Source organism: Bradyrhizobium sp. P3_C3 (assembly GCF_056402655.1).
In genome coordinates, this window is sequence record NZ_JBFUGY010000005.1 from 86,547 (window position 1) to 108,393 (window position 21,847).

The window sequence follows — 21,847 nt, forward strand, 5'->3', positions numbered from 1 at the left end:
TGGCAGACGTGGGATGCGTCCTGCGCGATCATAGATGGGGCCCACTTAAGAAGCCGTTTAGGAAGTCGCTCCGAAATAGCTCCGGTTTGGTCCGGATCGGTGCCGGACCGGTCAAATAGTCGAGCCGGAACAAAGGATTATATTCCGGGGAGGACCAGCTCCGCCCGCAGGCCACCGGTCGGGGCGCCCGCGAGCGAGAGGCTGCCGCCATAGAGCGCGGCGAGGTCGGTCACGATGGACAGGCCGAGCCCCGAGCCGGGCTTGGACTCGTCGAGCCGCTGGCCGCGCCGGGAGACCTGGGCGCGTTCGGCCTCCGACAGGCCGCGGCCATCGTCGTCGACGATGATCCGCAGGCGCGGGCCGGCGCCCGCCTGGTGCGGCGCTTCCACCAGAACCTCAATGAAGACCTGCGAGGCCGCCCATTTGCAGGCATTGTCGACGAGATTGCCGACCATCTCCTCCAGATCTTGCCGCTCGCCGCGAAATTTTGCGGACGGATCGGCCTTGGCCTCGACCACGATGTCGCGATCGCGATGGATCTTCTCCATGGTCCGCCGCAGCGCCTCGATGACGGGCGCGACCTCCGTCACGGTCGCCACCACCGAGACGCGCGCCGCGATGCGCGCGCGCTCTAGATGATGGGCGACCTGGTCGCGCATCACGTCCGCCTGCTCCATCACCTTGGCCGCGAACGGATCGGCGATGTGGGCGCCGGCCTCGTTCACGATCACCGAGAGCGGCGTCTTGATCGCATGGGCGAGGTTGCCGACATGGGTGCGCGCGCGCTCGACGATCTCGCGATTGGCATCGATCAGCGCGTTGGTCTCGCGCGCCAATGGCGCGATCTCGACCGGGAATTCACCCTCGAGCCGCTCCGCCCGCCCCGAGCGGATGTCTGCGATGGACTCGGAGATGCGCTTGAGCGGCGCAAGACCGAACCTCACCTGGAACACCGTGGTCAGCAGCAGCACGATGCCAAGCGCGGTGAAGGTGCCGCCGAGGTAGTAGTCGAAGCTCCGCGTCTCGTCGAAAATCTCGGTGTCGTCGCCGGCGACGCTGACCAGATATTTGCCGTCCGCACCGAGATCGACCGGCCGCTCCACCATGCGCAGGTTCTGTCCCTCGGGCCCGTCGACATAGGCAAGGCGAATGCCGGCAGCGGTGAGCTCGGTGCCCTGCTCCTCCAGCTTCGGCAGCTTCTTGTCCCAGAGCGAGCGCGAGGAGCGCACCTCCGGCTTTTCGGTGTCGGTCCGCGTGATCTGCCAGTACCAGCCCGACAGCGGCAGCTCGAACAGGGGCTCGCCGAGCGACTGGAATTGACGGTCCGGCGGCTCGTCGGGCGTCGCGACCTCGGCGATGAGGGTGCGCAGATAGAGATTGAGCCGGCGGTCGAAGGCGCGCTCGGTGGCGCTCTTGTAGACCGACGACAGCACCACCCCGGTGATGGCCAGGATCACCACGAGCCACGCCGTCGCCGACAGGAACAGGCGGTTGGCAAGCGAGCTAGCGGCCATCGGAAGGATCCCGGCAGGCGCAGGGGGGCGGGGCGTCGGACGTCATGACCGGACCAAGGCCCCTGTTCGGCCGGCCGTCAAGTCCTGACGCCTCAAGCGCCGGGAGCAGGCGGCGGGGTCAGGAGATAGCCGAGGCCGCGAACGGTCTGGATGATGTCGACGTCGAGCTTCTTGCGGATGCGGCCGACGAAGACCTCGATGGTGTTGGAGTCGCGGTCGAAGTCCTGGTCGTAGAGGTGTTCGACCAGCTCGGTGCGGGACACGACGCGCCCCGAATGGTGCATCAGGTAGGCCAGAAGCCGATATTCGTGCGAGGTCATCTTGACCGGATTGCCGGAGACGCTGACCCGCCCGGTCCTGGTGTCGAGCGTGACGGGGCCGCAACTCAATTCGCTCTGGGCATGGCCGGTGGAGCGGCGCAGCAGCGCGCGGATGCGCGCCAGCACCTCCTCCAGATGGAACGGCTTCGGCACGTAATCGTCGGCGCCGGCATCGAACCCCTGGACCTTGTCGCTCCAGCGGTCGCGCGCGGTGAGGATCAGGACCGGCATGGTGCGGCCGTTGCGGCGCCAGGCTTCCAGCACCGAGATGCCGTCCTTCTTCGGCAGGCCGATGTCGAGCACAACGGCATCGTAGGGCTCATTATCGCCGAGATAATGCCCCTCCTCGCCGTCGAAGGCACGGTCGACGACGTAGCCGGCTTCGGTCAGCGCCTTGGTGAGCTGCCGATTGAGATCGGGGTCGTCCTCAACAACAAGCAGGCGCACGCTTCTCTCCAGAAATAGACTGCACAATCGATCGCCAGAGATGAGCAATTCCGGCGTGAACTGAATATGAACACGGGGAACCGGCCGCGTTACTTTTTGGTCATATAGAGCTTCTCAAGCGCCGACGCGACGGCGCCCGCCAGGCCACCGGACGAGCCGGCGGGCGTGGCGGGCGCAATGTGCCGCGTTATGCGGCGAGTCGGAAGGTCCGAACCGTCCGTTCGATCGGCCGTCAGGTCCGGAAGAACACGAACCAGATGACGGCAAGGATCAGGATCGCGAGCCCGGTCGAGATGGTAAGCAGGGCCGCCACTGACGGCCCCGGTTCGCCCTGACGTGCCTCGGTGGCGGTTTCGACGATCTGATCGTGCTCTCGCGTGGTTGCCATAACGCCCTCAATCTCTGGATGTCGGCTGCGGTGGTCGCACCCCCCCTCGCGGCCTGATGTCTTAAGCCAACGCGTGATTGGATATGATGTTCCGGTTTTTGCCGCTGCATCGGGCTGCAACCGCGCACCGGGCGGCCGGTTAACGCAGTTGCAAGATTCCGCAATCCGCCTTGCTATGATTCGTTGTTCCCCGATGGTATCCTCGTCCTCTGTCCCCGTTGCGTTTGGAGTAGCCCATGGCCCCCCGCGCCAATTGGAAGGGTTTTCTGCGTCTGTCGCTCGTGACCTGCCCGGTCGCGCTGTATCCGGCCACTTCGGATACCGAGAAGGTCTCGTTCAACCAGATCAACCGCAAGACCGGCCACCGGATCAAGTACCTCAAGGTCGACGCCGAGACCGGCGACGAGGTGACCTCCGAGGACATCGTCAAGGGCTACAAGGTCGACACCGACACCTATATCGAGGTCACCAAGGACGAGCTCGACGACATCGCGCTGGACTCCACGCACACGATCGAGATCGACGAGTTCGTGCCGAAGACCGATATCGACAGCCGCTATTTGATCCGTCCCTATTATCTCGTGCCTGACGGCAAGGTCGGCCACGACGCCTTCGCGGTGATTCGCGAGACCATCCGCAGCATGGACAAGGTCGCGATCGGCCGCGTCGTGCTGACCAACCGCGAGCACATCATCGCGCTGGAGCCGCTCGAGAGCGGCCTGATGGGCACGCTGCTGCGCTATCCCTACGAGGTCCGCAGCGAGAAGGAATATTTCGACGACATCCAGGACGTGAAGCTGACCAGGGACATGCTCGACCTTGCCAAGCACATCGTCGAGAAGAAGTCCGGCGCATTCGAGCCCGAGCTGTTCGAAGACCACTACGAGACGGCGTTGATCGACCTCATCAACAAGAAGCGCAGCGGTGCACCGATCGCGGCGAAGGCCGCGCCGAAGACCGGCGGCAACGTCATCAACCTGATGGACGCGCTGAAGAAGAGCATCGCCAGCGAGAAGGACATGGCGCCCGCGGCCAAGGCCGCCAAGGAGCCCGTCAGGGAGACCGTCAAGGGCAAGAAGCCGAAGAAGCGCGTCGAGGGCCAGCGCGAGATGCTGCTGCCGATCACCGGCAAGGGTGGCAAGACTGCAGCAGCCAAGGAAGCGCCGCCCAAGAAGGCCGACAAGCCGGTCCGCGCGCCGGCGCGGGCGAAGAAGGCCGGTTAGACGCAATCCGCGTCTGCAATCGCGCCGTGATGTCTCCCCTCGCCGATCGGCCGGCCTGACATGCCCTGGTCGACGGCGTTCGACGATCCCGTTCGCGTAAGTCACAAGCGCAAGCTGCTGACGCTACAAGACGCGGCGGACTACATCATGCAGCTGCCTGAAGACTTGCAGCACGAGACGCACTGGCAGACCGCCATCGAGACCTTGATCAACGCAGCCGAGACAGGCGGCGGCTGGGTGATGTTCGCCCGCATCGCGATGTTGCGGGCGCTGAATGCGGACGGCCGCGGCCGATGAGCGCCTTGGTTGTCATCTCTGGCAGGCATCCGTGCCGACCGTGACGAACAGGCTCAACAAACCGTTAAATGGCGCCCTCGTGTCCAGCACGACAGGGTATTCCTACGGGCGACAAAATTAACCGTTGGTTCCCCTTATGCGCAGCATGGTTCCGGCTCCGATCGAGCCAAGGTTCGCGTGCCCCGTGCAGCAGGACGTCAGAAAGAACTACATCAGCATCGTGAACGACGCGCCTGATCACGAGCAGGCGGCGAGCACGGCGCCGCGGCCGCAGCCGGGCACGATGAAGGACTTCGTCGGCCGTCTCGCGACCGTGCTGAAGCGTCGCCTCCCCGCCGCACCGGGCCCGACCATCACGCCCTGACAGGCGCACCGGCTTCCGCGTGTCCTTGCGGGGGGCTGTCGATTTGAATCCATTTGGATGGATCGATGGAACCTTAATTTAATGGATGCCATCGTATGTGACGGAGGCGCGGCCGCCCGGGCTTCATTCTTCCGTCGCGCAGAAAAATCTATTCGATCTATTTACCAGTCCGAAAACGACGCTGCCACACATTGGATCGGATGAAGAGGAGTTGGCAATGACTTTGCTTAGGTCTTTCCTTGCCGATGAGACTGGCGCAACCGCCATCGAATACGGCCTGATTGCCGCCGGCATTGCGCTGGCGATCGTGACCGTCGTGAACAACACGGGCAGCCAGCTCCTCAACAACAAGTTCAACTCGATCAGCTCGTCGCTGAAGTGACGGCCGCCGCGTAACGGCCGCCCTGGCCTGAGGCGACGTCCCCTGCACGCGCCGACCCCGGCGCGGCCGTCGGCGCATGCTCCCTCCCCGATCTCGTCATTGCGAGCGATAGCGAAGCAATCCAGAGTCCTCCCGCGGAGGAATTCTGGATTACCCCGCTGCGCTCGCAATAGCGCGTGGCCCGTAACGCACTCAAAATCGTGTCCCGGACGCTACGCAACGTCCTTCAAGCAACCACATCCTCGCGCTCCCGCGCTTTGACGGCCTTTTGAGTCCTGATAGTCTTCGGCCCGGCGTGGTTCGACGGGCCATGCTCAATCATTGGACCAGAGCGGTTTGAAGGATGCGGATGAGAAGCGTGACGCTCTTGGCTCTCAGCCTCATGTTTGTCGGCGCCTGGTCGCACGACAGTGCGAAAGGACAGACTTCGGTCGCGCCTCCGGTTTCGCTTGCTCCGCCCGTTGCATCGCCGCCACGCGCGAGCGCCAAAACTTCCAGAATTCCGCCGGCGACATCCGGCAGGGAGGCTTCGCCCCCTGTGATCGGCGGGCCTCCGCCGATGCCTAATCCGGCCGCCGACTACGATGGCTTCAGCGTAGGCACCGTCGACGACAATGACGCCTCAAGCCAGGTGACGCCGCCTGTGAGGTCACCCGCAGCAAAGGGCGCCAAGTCCAATTCCACGTCCAATCCCGATACAAACGGCCTCGGCGGCCAGTCATCGGTCGATCAGGAAGACGAGGCGCTGAAACGAAAGCTGACGATCTGCAAAAACTGCAAATAGGACGTTTGTAGCTTGGATTGCGCTTCCGCCTTCGCTCTTCGAGCTACGGCGGACAAGTCGCTCTATCCAGGCTACGGCAGCTCGCTGCATGGCTGACCTACCGCGACCGTCGCCCACCCGTGCTTTACCCTCCTGTAAATTCCTGATCCTCTCTCCCCAATCGGCCGGAGCAACCGGCCAAGCCTGAGGAGAGAGACGCCATGAAGCTCGGCACCGCCATTGCGGAAATCATGAAGCGCGAGGGGATCGAGATCCTCTGCGGCTATCCGGTCAACCATCTGATCGAGCACGCGGCCAAGGCCGAGATCCGGCCGGTGATGGTGCGGCAGGAGCGCGTCGGGGTGCACATGGCGGATGCGATCTCGCGGGTGACGTCGGGGCGATCGATCGGCGCGTTCTGCATGCAGCACGGGCCCGGCGCCGAGAACGCGATGGGCGGCGTTGCGCAATGCTATGGCGAATCCGTGCCCGTGCTCGTGCTGCCGATGGGCTATCAGCGCAGGCTTGCGCATATCGAGCCGAACTTCAATTCCAGCGAGGCAATGAAGGCGTTTTCGAAATCGTCCGAGCCGATCATTTTGGCGGCCGAGGTCACCAACATCTTCCGCCGCGCATTTACAAAACTGAAGAACGGCCGCGGCGGTCCCGTCATCGTCGAGATCCCTGCCGACATGTGGAATGAGGAGGTGCCGGAGCCGCTGAACTACACGCCGGTGCTGCGCACGCGCTACGGCGCCGATCCTGTTCATGTGAAGGAGGCGGCAGCCCTGCTCGTCAACGCGAAGCGCCCCGTGATCTATGCCGGCCAGGGCGTGCACTACGCGCAGGCCTGGCCGCAACTGAAGCGGCTCGCCGAGCGGCTCGCCATTCCCGTCACCACCAGCTTAGGGGGCAAATCATCGTTCCCGGAAACGCATCCGCTGTCGCTCGGCTCGGGCGGCCTCGCGGTGCCGCGCGCGGTCCCGAAATTCCTCGCTGAGGCCGATGTCATTTTCGGCATCGGCTGCTCGTTCACGGAAACCAGTTTCGGCGTCGCGATGCCGAAGGGCAAGACCATCATCCACTCCACGCTCGATCCGAACCATCTCAACAAGGATGTGGAAGCCAGGATCGGCCTCGTCGGCGATGCCGGCCTCGTGCTCGATGCGCTGCTGGAGGAGATCGGCAAGACCGTCACGGCGGATCGCGACGCATCAGCGGTCGCGGCCGAGATCGCCGCTTCGCACAAGGAGTGGCTGGCGAAATGGATGCCGAAACTCACCAGCAATGACGCGCCGCTCAGCCCCTATCGCGTGCTCTGGGACCTCCAGCACGCCGTCGACATCAAGAACACCATCATCACCCATGATGCCGGCAGTCCGCGCGACCAGCTCTCGCCGTTCTGGAAGGCGGTCGAGCCCCTCACCTATCTCGGCTGGGGCAAGACGACGCAGCTCGGCTACGGCCTTGGGCTCGCGATGGGCGCAAAACTCGCAAAGCCCGACAAGCTCTGCATCAATGTCTGGGGCGACGCCGCCATCGGGTTCACCGGTATGGATTTCGAGACCGCGGTGCGCGAGCGCATCCCGATCATGTCGATCCTGCTGAACAATTTCTCGATGGCGATCGAGTTGAAGGTGATGCCGATCTCGACCGAGAAATACCGCTCGACCGACATCTCCGGCGACTATGCCGCGATGGCGCGCGCCTTCGGCGGCCATGGCGAGCGGGTGACGCGGCCGGAGGACATCATCCCCGCGATCAAGCGCGGCATCCAGAAGACGAAGGAAGGCACCCCGGTGCTGCTGGAGTTCATCACCAGCAAGGAGACCGAGGTGTCGCGGCCGGGGACTTGAGGCGGCCACAAGGCTGCAGACGCTGGCTCCGGCCGCAGGAGATGTGATAATCGGGCTTGGTACCGCGTACGTCGCGGCGCTTAGCCGGATTATCAATGACCGCGCCTCCCCAGGACAAGGCCGCCGAGCTCGAACGGCAATTGCGATCCCAAGCGGCCGAGAATGCCCGCCTGCAAGCCGAGCTTGCCATTGCGCGCGACCGCCAGAACGCCAGCATGGAGATCCTGCGCACCATCGCCAACTCCTCGGGCGATGCGGAGGGCTCGCTGCAGCAGATCGCGGAAGCGACCATGCATCTGTTCGGCGCGCCGAGCGCCACCATTCACATTGCCGAAGGCGACGGGTGGTCCAGGGTGATCCGGGTCGGCGACAGCTCCATGCGCGTCGGCGCCGGCGTGCCGCTCGCCCAGCTCAAGATCGGCGGCCGCAACATGCCCGGCACCATCGTGGCCGAGAACCGGCAGGTTCATGTTCCCGATCTCGACAATGTCGATCCGGCCATCGCCGACTGGCCCGGCATGCCTCACGCTCGCGCCGCCGGCACGCGTTCGATGTCCGGCTCGCCGCTGCGGCTTGAAGGCAAGGCGATCGGCGCGCTAATCGTCTACCGCGACCGCCTCGCGCCCTTCACCGATGATGAGATGGCGCTGCAACAGAGCTTTGCCGACCAGGCCGCGATCGCGATCGAGAACGCGCGCCTGTTCAACGAGACGCGGGAATCACTGGAACGGCAGACCGCGACCGCCGACATTCTGAAAGTGCTGGCGAGTTCGCCCTCCGACGTGCAGCCGGTGTTCGACGCCGTCGCCGCCAACGCCAACCGGCTGATCGGCGGCTTCTCCACCGCGGTGCTGCGCTATGTCGACGGCGCCGCGCACCTCGTGGCATTCACGCCGGGCGATCCAGCCGGCGACCGCGTGCTCCAGGCCTCGTTCCCGGTGCCGTTCGCGCAGTTCCCGGCGTACCAGCTCACGGCCCATGGTGAATCGGCGCAGCTGCCGGATACCGAGCTTGAGCCGGCCGCACGCGACATCGCGCGCGCCCGCGGCTTTCGCAGCATGCTGTTCACGCCGCTGATGAGCGAGGGCGAGGCCAAAGGCGTCATCATCGCCACGCGGCGAACCACCGGCGCGTTCGCCGAGCATCATGTGCGGCTGCTGCAGACCTTCGCCGACCAGGCGGTGATCGCGGTCAAGAATGTCAGCCTGTTCAACGCCACCAGGGAAGCGCTGGAACGGCAGACCGCGACCGCCGACATCCTCAAGGTGATCGCGGCCTCGCCGGCCGACGTCACGCCGGTGTTCCAGGCCATCTCCGACAGTGCCAAGGCGCTGGTCGGCGGACATTCCTCCACCGTCACCCGCGTCATCAACGGCATGCTGCATCTGGCTGCCTTCACCACCGACAACGAGGCCGGCAACGCGGAGCTGCGCAGCTCGTTCCCGGCGCCGCTTGCGGCATCGGGCATTCACAGCCGGGTGGCGACAGGTGGTGAATACGCATTCCGCAGCGACATGCAGAACGAGCCCGACCTCACGGAGGCCATGCGGGAGCTGGCGCGGACGCGCGGCTATCGCAGCATCCTCGTGATTCCGATGCTGCGCGACGGCATTGCCATCGGAACCATCGGCGTGACGCGCCGCGAGGCCGGCCCTTTCCCGGACAAGGCGATCAGCCTGCTCAAGACCTTTGCCGACCAGGCCGTGATCGCGGTCGAGAACACCCGCCTGTTCAACGAGGTGCAGGACCGCACGCGGGAGCTCGCCAGATCGCTCGACGATTTGCGCGCCGCGCAAGACCGTCTGGTCCAGACCGAAAAGCTGGCCTCGCTCGGCCAGCTCACCGCCGGCATCGCGCACGAGATCAAGAACCCGCTCAACTTCGTCAACAATTTCGCCTCGCTCTCGGCCGAGCTGACCGACGAGCTGAACGAGGTGCTTGCGCCCGTCCCGCTCGCCGACGATCTGCGCGCGGAGGTCGACGAGCTGACGGGGCTGTTGAGGGACAATCTTGGAAAGGTCGTGCAGCACGGAAGGCGCGCCGATTCCATCGTCAAGAACATGCTGCTGCATTCGCGCGAGGGCGGCGGCGAGCATCGGCTCAGCGACATCAACGCGCTGGTCGAGGAGAGTCTCAACCTCGCCTATCACGGCGCGCGTGCCGAGAAGCCGCTCTTCGACGTGACGCTGAAGAGCGAGCTCGACCCGGCGGCGGGTTCGGCCGAGGTGTTTCCGCAGGAGATTTCCCGGGTGCTCTTGAACCTGATCTCGAACGGCTTCTATGCGGTGACCCGGCGCCAGATGGGCAGCGGCGCCGGTTACGTGCCGGTGGTGATCGCCGCGACCCGCGACCGCGGCGACAGCATCGAGATCCGCATCCGCGACAACGGCACCGGCATTCCGGAAGACGTGAAGGCGAAGATGTTCAATCCGTTCTTCACCACCAAGCCGGCCGGCGAAGGTACCGGTCTCGGGCTGTCGATGAGCCACGACATCATCGTGAAGCAGCACGGCGGCACGATCGACGTCACGACAGAGCCCGGCGCGTTCACGGAGTTCACGATCCTGTTGCCGCGAAAGAGCAGCTTTCCGGACACGACCGGAGGATAGCGTGGCTCGGGAGGTGCTTTCATGAATCCAGCTCGGTTCATTCGGCGACAATTGCTGTCGCTGTCCGGCGTCGGCCTCATGCTGGGTGCGCTGTTCTTCGCTGCCGCGCTGACGCCGACGCTGATCCCGCGCAGCTATCTCACGCAAGGTGCCCTCGCCGGCGGCTGCTTTGCGATCGGCTATTTCACCGGAATCCTGTGGCGCCGGCTGTGGCACTATCTCGAACTGCCCGAGCCTTCGGCGCGCGCAAGATCAGTTGCGAATGCGCTTGTCGCAGTCGGCTGCCTGCTCGTCGTCATCCTCGCCCTCGCGCGCACCGCCGAATGGCAGAACTCGATCCGCACCGTGATGAAGATGGCGCCGGTGGAGACCGCGCATCCGCTCAAGGTCTGCGCCATCGCCCTGATCACGTTCGTCGTGCTGTTGGCGCTGGGGCGGCTGTTCGCGCTTGTCGCCCGCTTTCTCGCCGCGCGCATACGACGCCTCGTTCCGCGGAAGGTCGCGAACGTGGTCGGCCTGCTCGTCGCAGCCCTGCTGTTCTGGTCGATCGCCAGCAATGTCCTGATCCGCACGGCGTTCAACGCACTCGACTCCTCCTTCCGCGAACTCGATGTTCTGTTCGAGCCCGAGCGGCCGCAGCCGACCGATCCCGGTCGGACGGGAAGCCCGGCATCACTGGTGAAGTGGACCGAGCTCGGGCGCATGGGGCGCCGGTTCATTGCCTCAGGCCCGGCCGCAGCCGAGATCAGCGCCGCTACGGAAAGGCCCGCGCAGAATCCCGTGCGCGTCTATGTGGGGCTCGGCAGCCGCAACACCGCGCAAGCGCGCGCCAGGCTCGCGCTCGAGGAGCTCAAGCGCCAGCACGGCTTCGACCGCAAAATCCTGATCGTCATCACGCCGACCGGCACGGGCTGGATCGATCCGGCCGCGATGGATACGGTCGAATATCTCCACCATGGCGATGTCGCGAGCGTCGCGATGCAGTATTCCTATCTCAACAGCCCGCTGTCGCTGCTGTTTCAGCCCGAATACGGTGCCGAAGCGTCGCGCGCGCTGTTCGCAGAAATCTACGGCTATTGGACGACCCTGCCGAAGGACAAGCGGCCGATGCTGTATTTGCACGGACTGAGCCTCGGCGCCATGAACTCGGAGAAATCCGCGGAGCTGTTCGAGACGATCGGGGATCCCATTGGCGGCGCGCTATGGAGCGGGGCGCCATTTGAGAGCCGCATCTGGCGCTCGGTCACCGCGAACCGCAATCCGGGATCGCCGGCCTGGCTCCCGGAATTCCGCGACGGCCGCCTCGTCCGCTTCATGAACCAGAATGGACCGACGGTGCCGCCGGATACGCCCTGGGGGCCGATGCGCGTCGTCTATCTGCAATATGCCAGTGACGCGATCACGTTCTTCGCCTACCGCGACGCCTATCAGGCGCCGGACTGGATGAATGCGCCGCGCGGGCCGGACGTGTCGCCGCAGCTGCGATGGTATCCTGTCGTGACGATGCTGCAGCTCGCCCTCGACATGGCGGTCGCGACCGCGACGCCGATGGGCTTTGGCCATGTCTACGCGCCCGAGCATTATGTCGATGGCTGGGTCGCGGTGACAGATGTCAATGATTGGTCCGCCGAAGCACTCGCGCGGCTCAAGGAACAGCTTGCGGCGAAGGCGCGAAAGACGAGCGCAGGTGATGCCGACGACGATCCCGATCGCGGCGGCTAACCCCTACTCCGCCATCTCCACCTGCTGCGTGACGGAGGGGCCGGCGAGCGGCCGCTCCTCCATCATGATCAGGCAGAGCGAAGCCGTGGTCATCAGCGCGGTGGCGGCGCCGAAGACGTAACGGAACGCGTGCCGCATGTCTTCGGCAGGGATCGCGGGGATGCTGCCTGCGGCGTGATGCTCGCCGGCCAGCGGAACGTCGGCGCCGAGCGCGATCAGCAGGATCGCCGCGAACGCCGCGACCGTGAACGAGGACATCAGCGAGCGGAAGAAGTTCATCGCGCCGGTGATGGTGCCGACTTGCGGGCGCGCGACCGAATTCTGCAGCGAGACCACGCAGACCGGAAAGGTCGTGCCGAGGCCGAGCGCAAAGGCGGCCATCAGCATCAGCAAGCCCCACAGCGGCAAGGTGGTGACCGTGAGGGCGAGGCCGCACAGCGCGGCCCAGGACGTGCCGATGATGGCAACGCGCTTGTAGTGTTTTGCGCGCGCCATGGTACGGCCGGCAATCGCCGCACCGCAGGTCGAGACTGCCGCGAGCGGAATCAGCGCAAGCCCCGCCTCGCTGGCGCTGAGATGGTAGACCGACTCGTAGTAGAGCGGCAGCTGCACGGTGAGGCCCGTGATCGCACCGAGCCCGCAGCCCCCGGCTGTCATGGCGAAAGGCGCCACCGAACCCGTCAATAGCTTCAACGGCAGGAACGGCTCGTCGGCCCGCCGCGCGTGCCACACGAAGGTGACCGCGAGCGCGACAGCGCCGCCCACCATCGCGAGCACCGTCGGCGAGAGCCACGGATAACGCCTGCCGCCCCAGGTCAGCACCAGCATGAAGACGACCGCAGAGGCCATCAGCAGCACGCCGCCGAGCCAGTCGACCTTGCGCTTGCGGTGGAACACCGGGATCTTCTTCATCTTCGGCAGCAGCATCGCGATGGCGGCGGCTGCGAGCGGCAGATTGATCCAGAAGATCATCGACCAGTGCAGATGCTCGGCGAACACGCCGCCGATGACGGGGCCCAAAATGCCGCCGACCATCCAGACGCTGGAGAAATAGGCCTGGTACTGGCCGCGCTCGCGCGGGGAGACGATGTCGGAGATCACGGTCTGCACGACAGGCATGATGCCGCCGCCGCCGAGGCCCTGAAGGCCGCGCGCCAGAATCAGCATCGGCATGCTCGGCGCGATCGCGCACAGCACGGAGCCGGCGACGAACAGGCTGAGCGAAATGATGATCATCACGCGGCGGCCATAGATATCGCTCAGCGTCCCGAACACCGGCGCGACCGCGGTCGAGGCGAGCAGATAGGCTGTGATGACCCAGGAGAGATTGGAGACGTCGTGAAACTGGCGCCCGATGGTCGGCAGCGCGGTCGCGACGATGGTCTGGTCGAGCGCAGCCAGAAACATCGTCAGCATCAGGCTGATCACGATGGTCCGGACCTCGTCCTGCGATAATGGTGCCGGCGGCGCGAGCGAAGGCGCGTCGTCGACGCTCAAGACCTCGCTGGGAAGGCGGGACAGCTCTTCGGCAATGTCGTCAGGCAACGCCTGAATGTCGGCAGAACTGCTCTGCCGGTCGAACTTGTTCATCTCGATCGGAAGCCGTGAAGCGGCGCAACACCGCGAAGGATTCGTTCTATGCAGGCAATGTAGAGAGGAAAGTTCTTCTCAGGCAGGCACCGCGGCGCATGGGTGCATCCCGCCGCGGGGTCATCGCGATGACGTGATTCGACGTCGCAGGCGGGTCAGTCCTTCGGACGTCGCTTCAGGCGTGCCCGTTTCGGCAGCTGCGCCGGCCATTGCACGATGTGGTCCTCGAGCTCCTCGTCCGGGATCTCCTCCTCGCTGCCCTCGACCCGGCCGCGGACGGAGACGCCGGCTTCATGAACGGTGTTGGGATCGCCCGAGACCAGCGGATGCCACCAATAGAGGTCGCGCCCTTCGGCGACCAGCTTGTAGCCGCAGCTCGGCGGCAGCCAGTTCAGGGTGCGGACATTGGCCGGGGTCAGGCGGACGCAGTCGGGAACCTTGGCGGAGCGATTCGGATAGTCCTTGCAGCCGCAGGTCCCGGCATCGAGCAGCTTGCAGCCGACATGGGTGAAATAGATATCGCCGGTATCCTCGTCCTCGAGCTTGTTCAGGCAGCAGCGGCCGCAACCGTCGCACAGGCTCTCCCATTCGGCCGTCGACAGCTCTTCCAACGTCTTGGTTTTCCAGAAGAATCCTTCCTGGCCTGAAGGTCGTTTGGGAGCTGCGGTCATGCGCCTCAACAAGGGTTCGAAAGAGCTACGGCTCGTTCATCTACGGCGTGCGGCCGGGACACTGCAAGCAACGCCCAATTGAGGCCCGTAATGAACCGGGGTCAATTAGGCCTGTTGTTCAAAATCGCGAGCCTGACCATTGGTTTATGGGCCCTGCTCAGCTAGAAGGAACAGCAAGTCCCCTCGGACGCGAAACCGGCGCCTTGGGTTTGCCGTAACATTCCCTCAAGACGTCTCGGTGCCGCCCGGCCGGGTGCCTGAACGCTGTCGAACCGAGCCTCAAGGGTTCTAGGTGGTCCAGAACACACCATCCAACTGGAAGAGCCGCATCCGGAATTTCTTTCTGGACCTCGACGCGCGCATCGATTCCTCGCTGTTCTCCTCGGCCAAGGGCATCCGCGAGCTCTACGAGCGCTACTCGACCTTCATGGACCGCTTCTATGTCGGGCGGTGGAAGCGCTGGGTGTTCATCGAGCCGCTGTCGGAGGCCGCGACGCTGGGCCTCGGCGGCCTGGTCGTGATGCTCACCCTGGCCATCCCCGCCTTCCGCGAGACCGCGGACGAGGACTGGCTGAAGAAGTCCGACCTAGCGGTGTCTTTCCTCGACCGCTACGGCAACCCGATCGGCAGCCGCGGCATCAAGCACAACGACTCGATCCCGCTGGAAGACTTTCCGGACGTGCTGATCAAGGCGACGCTCGCCACCGAAGACCGCCGCTTCTACGAGCATTTCGGCATCGACATCGCCGGCACCGCGCGCGCGCTCGTCACCAACGCCCAGGCCGGCGGCGTCCGCCAGGGCGGCTCCTCGATCACCCAGCAGCTCGCCAAGAACCTGTTCTTGAGCAACGAGCGCACCATCGAGCGCAAGGTCAACGAGGCCTTCCTCGCGATCTGGCTGGAATGGCGCCTGACCAAGAACGAGATTCTCAAGCTGTATCTCGACCGCGCCTATATGGGCGGCGGCACTTTTGGCGTCGACGGCGCAGCCCACTTCTACTTCAACAAATCCGCGCGCGACGTGACGCTGGCGGAAGCCGCGATGCTCGCCGGCCTGTTCAAGGCGCCGACCAAATACGCACCCCACATCAACCTGCCCGCGGCGCGTGCCCGCGCCAACGTCGTGCTCGACAACCTCGTCGACGCCGGCTTCATGACCGAGGGCCAGGTGTTCGGCGCCCGCCGCAACCCCGCCTTCGCGGTCGACCGCCGCGACGAGGCCTCGCCGAACTACTATCTCGACTACGCCTTCGACGAGATGCGCAAGCTGGTCGACACCTTCCCGAAGTCGTACACGGAGCGCGTCTTCGTGGTGCGCCTCGCGATCGACACCAACGTGCAGAAGGCCGCGGAAGACGCCATCGAGAACCAGCTGCGCCAGTTCGGCCGCGACTATCACGCGACCCAGGCCGCGACCGTCGTCTCCGATCTCGACGGCGGCATCCGCGCCATGGTCGGCGGCCGCGACTACGGCGCCAGCCAGTTCAACCGCGCCACCGACGCCTACCGCCAGCCCGGCTCGTCGTTCAAGCCTTACGTCTACACCACCGCGCTCCTCAACGGCTTCACGCCGAACTCGATCGTGGTCGACGGTCCGGTCTGCATCGGCAATTGGTGTCCGCAGAACTATGGCCATTCCTATTCCGGCTCGGTGACGCTGACGCAGGCGATCACGCGCTCGATCAACGTCGTGCCGGTCAAGCTGTCGATCGCGATCGGCCAGAAAGAACAGCCGAAGGCGCCGAACCCGGCCAAGCTCGGCCGCGCCAAGATCGTCGAGGTCGCCCGCCGCTTCGGCCTCAAGGCGCCGCTGCCCGACACGCCGTCGCTGCCGATCGGCTCGGACGAAGTCACCGTGATCGAGCACGCCGTCGCCTACGCCACCTTCCCCAACCGCGGCAAGGCGGTGACGCCGCATTCGGTGCTGGAAGTGCGCACCGGTGCCGGTGATCCGGTCTGGCGCTGGGACCGCGACGGTCCAAAACCGCGACAGGCGATCCCGGCCTCCGTTGCCGCCGACATGGCCGGCATGATGAGCCACGTCGTCAGCGAAGGCACCGCGCGCCGCGCCGCGCTCGACGGCATTCCGACCGCCGGCAAGACCGGCACGACCAATGCGTATCGTGATGCCTGGTTCGTCGGCTACACCGGCAATTTCACCTGCGCGGTGTGGTACGGCAATGACGACTATTCGCCGACCAACCGCATGACCGGCGGCTCGCTGCCGGCGCAGACCTGGCACGACATCATGGTCACCGCGCATCAGGGCGTCGAGGTCCGGGAAATCCCCGGCATCGGCATGGGCCAGAAGCTGCCGCCGCAGCCGACGGCAGCGCAGGCCAATGCGGCGCCGAAGGTGCTGGAGACCAAGCCCGGCCCGCCGCCCGTGCTGACCAAGCGCGGCGCCGACGTCCTGGTGCGCGTCGAGAAGCTGCTCGATGACGCCGCCAGGACCGCGACCAAGGCGGCTGCCGACGACGACAAGCTGGCCAAGCCGGCGTCGTCGACGAGCGCCCTCGCCTTCCCGCAGAACTATGCGGAAGAGAATGCGAATGCATCCGTCCCGCGCAAGAACTGATCGAAACCCGTGCGGCTGATCCTGATCACATTGACGGCCCTTTTGCTCGCGAGCGTGGTCGGCGTTGGCGCGACCTGGATGACGACGACGCGCGGCACCGAGATCGGCGCGCTGACCATCGGCCCGTGGACCGCCCGCCCCCGCACCGGCACCGCCGACGTCGATCCCTATTCGCGCGCCACCATCGTGCGCAACGGCGAGTTGCCGATCGGCACCGGTGACGGCGTCGCCTTCACCGCGACCGCCGACGAGAAGAAGAAGGCGCTCGACGGCCGCTGCGACGTCGTCGTCTCCGGCGTGACGCCGCCGGCGCGGTTCTGGACGCTGACGCTGTACGACCGCAAGGGCCACCTCGTCGCCAATTCGCTGCAGCGCTACGGCTTCACCAGCCAGGAGATCGTGCGGCAGTCCGACGGGACGTTCGAGATCCGCATCGCCTCGCGCTCGCGCGCCGGCAACTGGCTGCCGACCGGCGGCATCGAGCGCTATGCGCTGATGCTGCGCCTCTACGACACCCCTGTCGGTGTTGCGACGCGCACCCAGCGCGATGCGCCGATGCCCACGATCAAGACGGTGGGCTGCTCATGATCCGCCTGATGTTCACCATCGTCGCGGGCGTGGTGCTGGGCCTCGTGGTCCATCTCGTCAGCGTGCTGGCGCTGCCGCGGATCGCGACACAGGACGCCTATTCGCGGCTGACGCCGATGACCAAGCTCAACGCCGTGACGCAGCTTCCCCTCGCCGATCCCAACAATTCGCCGATGCCGTTCATGGACCCGGCCTTCGCGATCGCGATCTGCCGCTACGACCTCACGGGCGGGCCGCTCAAGCTGACGGTGCCGGTGAGCCAGGCCTACACCTCGGTGTCGTTCTACACCCGCAACGAGATCGCCTATTACGCCATCAACGACCGTTCCGCCGGCAAGAAGGTGATCGAGCTCGACCTCATGACCGAGCCGCAGCATAACGAGCTGCCCGAGGACGAAGAGATCACCGCGGCCGACCGCCTCATCATCGATTCCCCTGCTACCACCGGCCTGATCGTGATGAAGGCGCTCGCCGCCGAGCCTGGCCTGATGCAGCAGGCGCAAAACTCGCTTCAGGCTGCGACCTGCGCGCCGCAGACAGAAGCGCCGGCCAAGGCGGAAGCGCCGCGCGGGCGGCGCTGAAACGCGGGCCATTTCGGCGCCCTCAAAACAAGAACTGAAAAACAACCCCATGCACAGTAGCGGGGGCATTGAAACTGTTAGCTAATCTGAACGACCGATCAGCAGCAGCGCGACCTCAGCAGCGAGACCATTTTGGCCGCCTTTGACACGTCGGGCAAAACACTGGCATGATGGCAACATCGAAAGTTCGTAACACCCGCGGCGGAGCAATCCGCCGCGTTTTTTTCATGTCGTGGCACAGGTTGCCGTGATCTAAGGATCACCGTCGTCCGCCGCCGCTCGAAAACGCAATCCACTGCGTCGGGTACCTGGCGGAAAGTCCCTGCCCCCAGTGTCAGTCCAAGCCTAGCTCAATATCTCGGGCGGTGCGAGTGCGCCCACTCGCGGGCATGCGCAATGGGCGCGCGCGGCGGCAGGATCGCGCGCAGCTTCTGCGTCGTCGGCAGGCTCTCCATGCGATCCCGCCATCGACAGAAGGCCGGATATTTCGGGTACATGGCCTTGCCTTCCTCCGTCAGGCTGAACGCAAAGGTGCTTGGCAAAAGGTAGAAATCCGCGATCGAGAGTTCTGGACCGAGGAGGTAGTCCCGACCATCGGCGAGCTCGCGCTCGATGGCCACGAGTGCGTTCTCGACCTTGGGCAGTGCGTGCGCCACCACCTTCTCGTCGGATGCAATCCCGAGCTCGGGAAACACCAGCCGCTCGTGGGTCACATGGTAGATCATGTAGGGATAGACGTAGGAATCGACGACACCGATCCATTGATTCATGCGAGCCCGCGCGTGCGGGTTCTCCGGCGTCAGCCGTGCTCCCGCGAACACCTCGTCGATGTAGCCGACGATGGCGCGCGTCTCGTAGACGGTGAAGTCGCCGTGCCGGAAGATCGGAACGCGGTTGAACGGATGGAGCGCGAGATGCTCGCTCCTGCCCATCACGGGCTCGAGGTCCTCGAAGCGGTAGGCCACGTCCTTGTGGGTGAGGACGAGCCGCACGATGTTGACGAACGTGCTGCGGGGAAAGCCGTAAACGATGGTCTCGGACATCTTTTCTCCTCCCGGTTCGCTTGCTGTCGATCGGGCTCGATCAGCGCCAGAACGGCTTGTTCGCTTGCTCCAAGGCCTCTTCCCGGGTGAGCCCGAGATCGGCAAGGAGATGGGGATTGTCGGCAATCGCGCGAAGATCGTCGCGCTGATTTATCCGCTCGATGCGGGCAAGCCATCTGCCGATCAACGCCTGCCATGAATTTTGTTTATGATCCGCAGCCGTCACGCTGCGTCGAACTCGCGACGGAAAACCACGATCGGCAATAGGTATTGACATTTATTGCCTCCAACTCCCATGATTTCGTGTCGTGGCCGCCTGCATAGGGCCGGCAGGGCAAAGTCCGCAAAGCATCGTTTCTCGGGCCAGCCCCAATTTTTCTCATGAAGTCCCTCAGGAGGGTGCGTCATGCGCCCGCGTTTGCCACCGCTGAACGCACTAAAGGCCTTCGAAGCCGCAGCCCGCCACGAGAGCTTCACGCGGGCCGCCGAAGAGCTGTGCGTCACGCAAGGTGCGGTGAGCCATCAGGTCAAGGCGTTGGAAACGGAGCTCGCCATCAAGCTGTTCAGCCGCGAGCGCCAGCGCCTGATCATCACGGAAGCGGGCCGCGACTATCTCGCGGTGATACGTGATGCGCTGGACCGAATTGCCGCGGGTACGGAGCGGCTGTTGCAGCGACAAAACGCAGGCGTGCTCACGGTCAGCACGTCCCCGGATTTTGCCGCCAAATGGCTGGTGCATCGCCTCGGCCATTTCGCGGAAGCGCATTCGGGAATCGATCTCCGCGTCTCGGCAACGATGCATCACGTCGATTTTGCGCGTGAGGAGGTCGATCTTGCGGTCCGCCATGGCGATGGAAACTGGCCGGGCCTCGATGCCACAAGGCTCTGCACGGAACGGCTCTTCGCCGTATGCAGTCCCAAGCTGCTGTCGGGACGCCGCCGCATCGGCGGGGTCGCGGATATCCTGAGATTTCCCCTGATCCACCTCGACAGCAGATCCGACTGGGCAAATTGGCTACGTGGCGTCGGCATTGACGACGCCGATGTCACGCATGGTCCGGTGCTCAATCGCGCCAGCATGGTCATCGATGCCGCAATCAACGGCCAGGGCATCGCCCTGGCCCGCACGACATTAGGGGCCTGGGACCTGATCAATGGACGGCTGGCGCTGCCCTTCCCGGAGTCGGTGCCATTGTCGAAGAGCTATTGGATCGTCTGCCCCAAGGCGACCGCGTCACTTCCGAAGATTGCGACATTTCGTGACTGGCTGCTCGCGGAGGCGTCGAGCGACCTGCGCCTGCTTAAATCCGTCACCGGGACACCAAAGGTAGCGAGGCGACGATAGGCCTCTTTCCGGCGATTTTCTCGTCCGCGGAGAATAGTCCGAGGTGGTAAGCCGCCGGGGATTCGGCTGATATCAACGCAGTCCGAACGACAGCACCGATGCGATCAGCGACAATCCCGCGAGCAGCAGAAGCGCCAGCACGGTCCTGCGGAAGGTCTCATCGTTGATCTTGCCGAACAATTTGAAACCGGACCAAAGGCCCGCGACCATGAAGGGAACGCCCAATGCGTATAGCATCAGCGTTTCCTTCGTAATGGTACCGGCTACGGCCTGAGAACTCGAGATGACAACGAACGCCACGAACAGCACTGGCTGGAACACCGCGCGCTGCACGTCCTTGGGCCAGCCGCGCCATTGGCAGGAAATCGTCGAGATCACGCCGCCGAGCCCAGTCAGGCCGCCAAGCAAGCCGTTGGAGACGCCAATGGCGATATCGGCTCCGACTCCGATCTTTACCGGAGCGAATACGGGCTTCGTCAGGCCGTAGATTGCGTAGAGCACCAGCAGGCCCCCCACACCAAATCGGAGGTAGCTGGGGTTCAGGTAAGCGAGAATGCTGACGCCGATCGGGATGCCGATGACAGTTCCGAGCGCGAGCGGCCAAGCCTTCCGAAGGTCGAGGAGACGTCGCAGCTTGAAGATGCCGTAGCCCTGCGTGAGCAAGCCGTAGCCTGCGATCAAGGTAGCGGTCTGCATCGGCGTGATGATGTGCAGCCATACGCCCGACACCACGAGGCCCATGGCGAATCCGGAAAAGCCGCTGACGAAGCCGCCAGCGAGCGCGGCAAATGCGAAGAGAGCGAAGACAGGTCCTTCCATAGCTCGTCTCCCCAAGAACAATGCAGGCGAGCACTTGGATGCATATCCATCTGATGGGGAGGTCGCGGGTCCCAGCAATCGATCACTCGTTTGGCAATACCTCGGCGTCCTACCCCCCCTCCCGCCTCTTTCAGGATTCCCCGGCGTATCGATCGTACAATTTGGCGGCGTTCTCCCAGCGAATGGCCTCCATGTAGACGTCGACATAGCGGGCGGCGGCAGCGCCGAAATCCATGTGATAGGCGTGCTCATACATGTCGAGCACCAGCACCGGCCGACCGCCGGCGAGCGTTGTCGTATGATCTGCGGCCCATTGGTTGATGAGCCGCCCGTCACGGGGTGAATAGGCAAGGATCACCCAACCCGAGCCGCCGCCTTCGGCCTTGCCCATGGCCGCGAATTCCGTACGCCAGCGCTCGATGCTGCCAAAGTCGCGCGCAATCGCATCGGCGAGAGCGCCGCTCGGTCTCTCAGATCCACCACGACCGTCGAAGTAGATCTCGTGCAGGATCATCGAGTTCGTTGCGATCAACTCCTCGCGCTTCAGGCCGTTGATGAGAAAGTTCGGCGCCTTGGCGAAATCGAGTTCTGCGAGCTGCGCGCCAATCGCGTTGAGCCGCTTCACGGCCCCGCCGTAGTTGTTCTCGTAGTGGCTGATAAGAACCTTTTCGGAGATGCCGTTGATCGACTTCGGATCGAACGGCATCGGCTTGGCTTCGTAACGCATCGGGCGTCTCCTTCCCTCGA

Annotated in this window: 20 protein-coding genes and 1 pseudogene; 12 read left to right on the forward strand and 9 right to left on the reverse strand. The window is 64.6% G+C overall.

Annotated elements, in window-relative coordinates; translation table 11 throughout:
- Positions 1-137 precede the first annotated feature (137 nt).
- The 3 genes from AC1DW2_RS07945 to AC1DW2_RS07955 form a co-directional block, all read right to left on the reverse strand.
- A complete protein-coding gene (locus AC1DW2_RS07945) occupies positions 138-1,514 on the reverse strand; it encodes a sensor histidine kinase (protein WP_071915617.1) in 1,377 nt (458 codons plus the stop codon).
- A gap of 92 nt (positions 1,515-1,606) precedes the next feature.
- Positions 1,607-2,281, reverse strand: coding sequence for a response regulator transcription factor (locus tag AC1DW2_RS07950; RefSeq protein WP_477005651.1), 675 nt, complete (start codon positions 2,279-2,281; stop codon positions 1,607-1,609).
- Positions 2,282-2,513: 232 nt separating this feature from the next.
- Positions 2,514-2,669: a hypothetical protein gene (locus AC1DW2_RS07955; protein ID WP_223153641.1), complete on the reverse strand. Its 156-nt coding sequence runs from the start codon at positions 2,667-2,669 to the stop codon at positions 2,514-2,516.
- 236 nt (positions 2,670-2,905) lie between these two features.
- Here AC1DW2_RS07955 and ku point away from each other — a divergent pair, with 236 nt between their 5' ends.
- The 8 genes and pseudogenes from ku to AC1DW2_RS07995 all read left to right on the forward strand — a co-directional run bounded on the left by ku (position 2,906) and on the right by AC1DW2_RS07995 (position 11,885).
- Positions 2,906-3,892, forward strand: coding sequence for a non-homologous end joining protein Ku (gene ku, locus AC1DW2_RS07960; protein WP_085402737.1), 987 nt, complete (start codon positions 2,906-2,908; stop codon positions 3,890-3,892).
- 60 nt (positions 3,893-3,952) lie between these two features.
- Complete coding sequence (locus tag AC1DW2_RS07965) at positions 3,953-4,189, forward strand: hypothetical protein (protein ID WP_085402736.1); 237 nt, start codon at positions 3,953-3,955, stop codon at positions 4,187-4,189.
- 184 nt (positions 4,190-4,373) lie between these two features.
- The gene (locus tag AC1DW2_RS07970; RefSeq protein ID WP_028149907.1) at positions 4,374-4,553 is read left to right on the forward strand and encodes a hypothetical protein; all 180 of its coding nucleotides are present in this window, start codon (positions 4,374-4,376) and stop codon (positions 4,551-4,553) included.
- 217 nt (positions 4,554-4,770) lie between these two features.
- Positions 4,771-4,935, forward strand: a complete 165-nt coding sequence (locus tag AC1DW2_RS07975; protein WP_014496710.1) for a Flp family type IVb pilin — start codon at positions 4,771-4,773, stop codon at positions 4,933-4,935.
- A 349-nt stretch (positions 4,936-5,284) separates the two neighbouring features.
- Positions 5,285-5,719: a hypothetical protein gene (locus tag AC1DW2_RS07980; protein WP_477005652.1), complete on the forward strand. Its 435-nt coding sequence runs from the start codon at positions 5,285-5,287 to the stop codon at positions 5,717-5,719.
- A gap of 191 nt (positions 5,720-5,910) precedes the next feature.
- Positions 5,911-7,554 (forward strand): annotated as a pseudogene (locus AC1DW2_RS07985) (thiamine pyrophosphate-requiring protein); the annotation flags it as partial.
- A 95-nt stretch (positions 7,555-7,649) separates the two neighbouring features.
- Positions 7,650-10,163, forward strand: coding sequence for a GAF domain-containing protein (locus tag AC1DW2_RS07990; protein WP_208085765.1), 2,514 nt, complete (start codon positions 7,650-7,652; stop codon positions 10,161-10,163).
- Between the two features lie 21 nt (positions 10,164-10,184).
- Entirely contained in the window at positions 10,185-11,885 is a 1,701-nt protein-coding gene (locus AC1DW2_RS07995) for an alpha/beta hydrolase (RefSeq protein ID WP_477005653.1), read from the forward strand.
- Between the two features lie 3 nt (positions 11,886-11,888).
- Here AC1DW2_RS07995 and AC1DW2_RS08000 read toward each other — a convergent pair whose 3' ends face one another.
- Positions 11,889-13,475 (reverse strand): MDR family MFS transporter, encoded by a 1,587-nt coding sequence (locus tag AC1DW2_RS08000; RefSeq protein WP_208085763.1) that lies wholly within the window; start codon positions 13,473-13,475, stop codon positions 11,889-11,891.
- A gap of 155 nt (positions 13,476-13,630) precedes the next feature.
- Positions 13,631-14,146 (reverse strand): YcgN family cysteine cluster protein, encoded by a 516-nt coding sequence (locus AC1DW2_RS08005; RefSeq protein ID WP_014496718.1) that lies wholly within the window; start codon positions 14,144-14,146, stop codon positions 13,631-13,633.
- Between the two features lie 292 nt (positions 14,147-14,438).
- Between AC1DW2_RS08005 and AC1DW2_RS08010 the strand changes: the two genes are divergently transcribed.
- Genes AC1DW2_RS08010 through AC1DW2_RS08020 form a run of 3 tightly spaced genes read left to right on the forward strand, consistent with a single transcriptional unit; the run spans position 14,439 to position 17,893 of the window.
- Positions 14,439-16,724: a transglycosylase domain-containing protein gene (locus AC1DW2_RS08010; RefSeq protein WP_477005654.1), complete on the forward strand. Its 2,286-nt coding sequence runs from the start codon at positions 14,439-14,441 to the stop codon at positions 16,722-16,724.
- Between the two features lie 9 nt (positions 16,725-16,733).
- On the forward strand, positions 16,734-17,312 hold the full coding sequence (locus tag AC1DW2_RS08015; protein WP_028149914.1) for a DUF1214 domain-containing protein: 579 nt from the start codon (positions 16,734-16,736) through the stop codon (positions 17,310-17,312).
- Positions 17,309-17,893, forward strand: coding sequence for a DUF1254 domain-containing protein (locus tag AC1DW2_RS08020; protein ID WP_063984559.1), 585 nt, complete (start codon positions 17,309-17,311; stop codon positions 17,891-17,893). Before AC1DW2_RS08015 ends, AC1DW2_RS08020 begins: the two co-directional genes overlap by 4 nt.
- 350 nt (positions 17,894-18,243) lie before the next feature.
- On the opposite strand, the gene AC1DW2_RS08025 is transcribed toward AC1DW2_RS08020, so the two are convergent.
- Positions 18,244-18,936, reverse strand: a complete 693-nt coding sequence (locus tag AC1DW2_RS08025; protein ID WP_477005655.1) for a glutathione S-transferase family protein — start codon at positions 18,934-18,936, stop codon at positions 18,244-18,246.
- 40 nt (positions 18,937-18,976) lie between these two features.
- Entirely contained in the window at positions 18,977-19,213 is a 237-nt protein-coding gene (locus tag AC1DW2_RS08030; protein ID WP_166050647.1) for a DUF1127 domain-containing protein, read from the reverse strand.
- A 129-nt stretch (positions 19,214-19,342) separates the two neighbouring features.
- Here AC1DW2_RS08030 and AC1DW2_RS08035 point away from each other — a divergent pair, with 129 nt between their 5' ends.
- The gene (locus tag AC1DW2_RS08035) at positions 19,343-20,281 is read left to right on the forward strand and encodes a transcriptional regulator GcvA (protein ID WP_477005656.1); all 939 of its coding nucleotides are present in this window, start codon (positions 19,343-19,345) and stop codon (positions 20,279-20,281) included.
- Between the two features lie 72 nt (positions 20,282-20,353).
- On the opposite strand, the gene AC1DW2_RS08040 is transcribed toward AC1DW2_RS08035, so the two are convergent.
- Both AC1DW2_RS08040 and AC1DW2_RS08045 read right to left on the reverse strand, forming a co-directional pair.
- A complete protein-coding gene (locus tag AC1DW2_RS08040) occupies positions 20,354-21,100 on the reverse strand; it encodes a sulfite exporter TauE/SafE family protein (protein WP_477005657.1) in 747 nt (248 codons plus the stop codon).
- Between the two features lie 130 nt (positions 21,101-21,230).
- A complete protein-coding gene (locus AC1DW2_RS08045; RefSeq protein ID WP_477005658.1) occupies positions 21,231-21,827 on the reverse strand; it encodes a superoxide dismutase in 597 nt (198 codons plus the stop codon).
- Between the last annotated feature and the right edge of the window lie 20 nt (positions 21,828-21,847).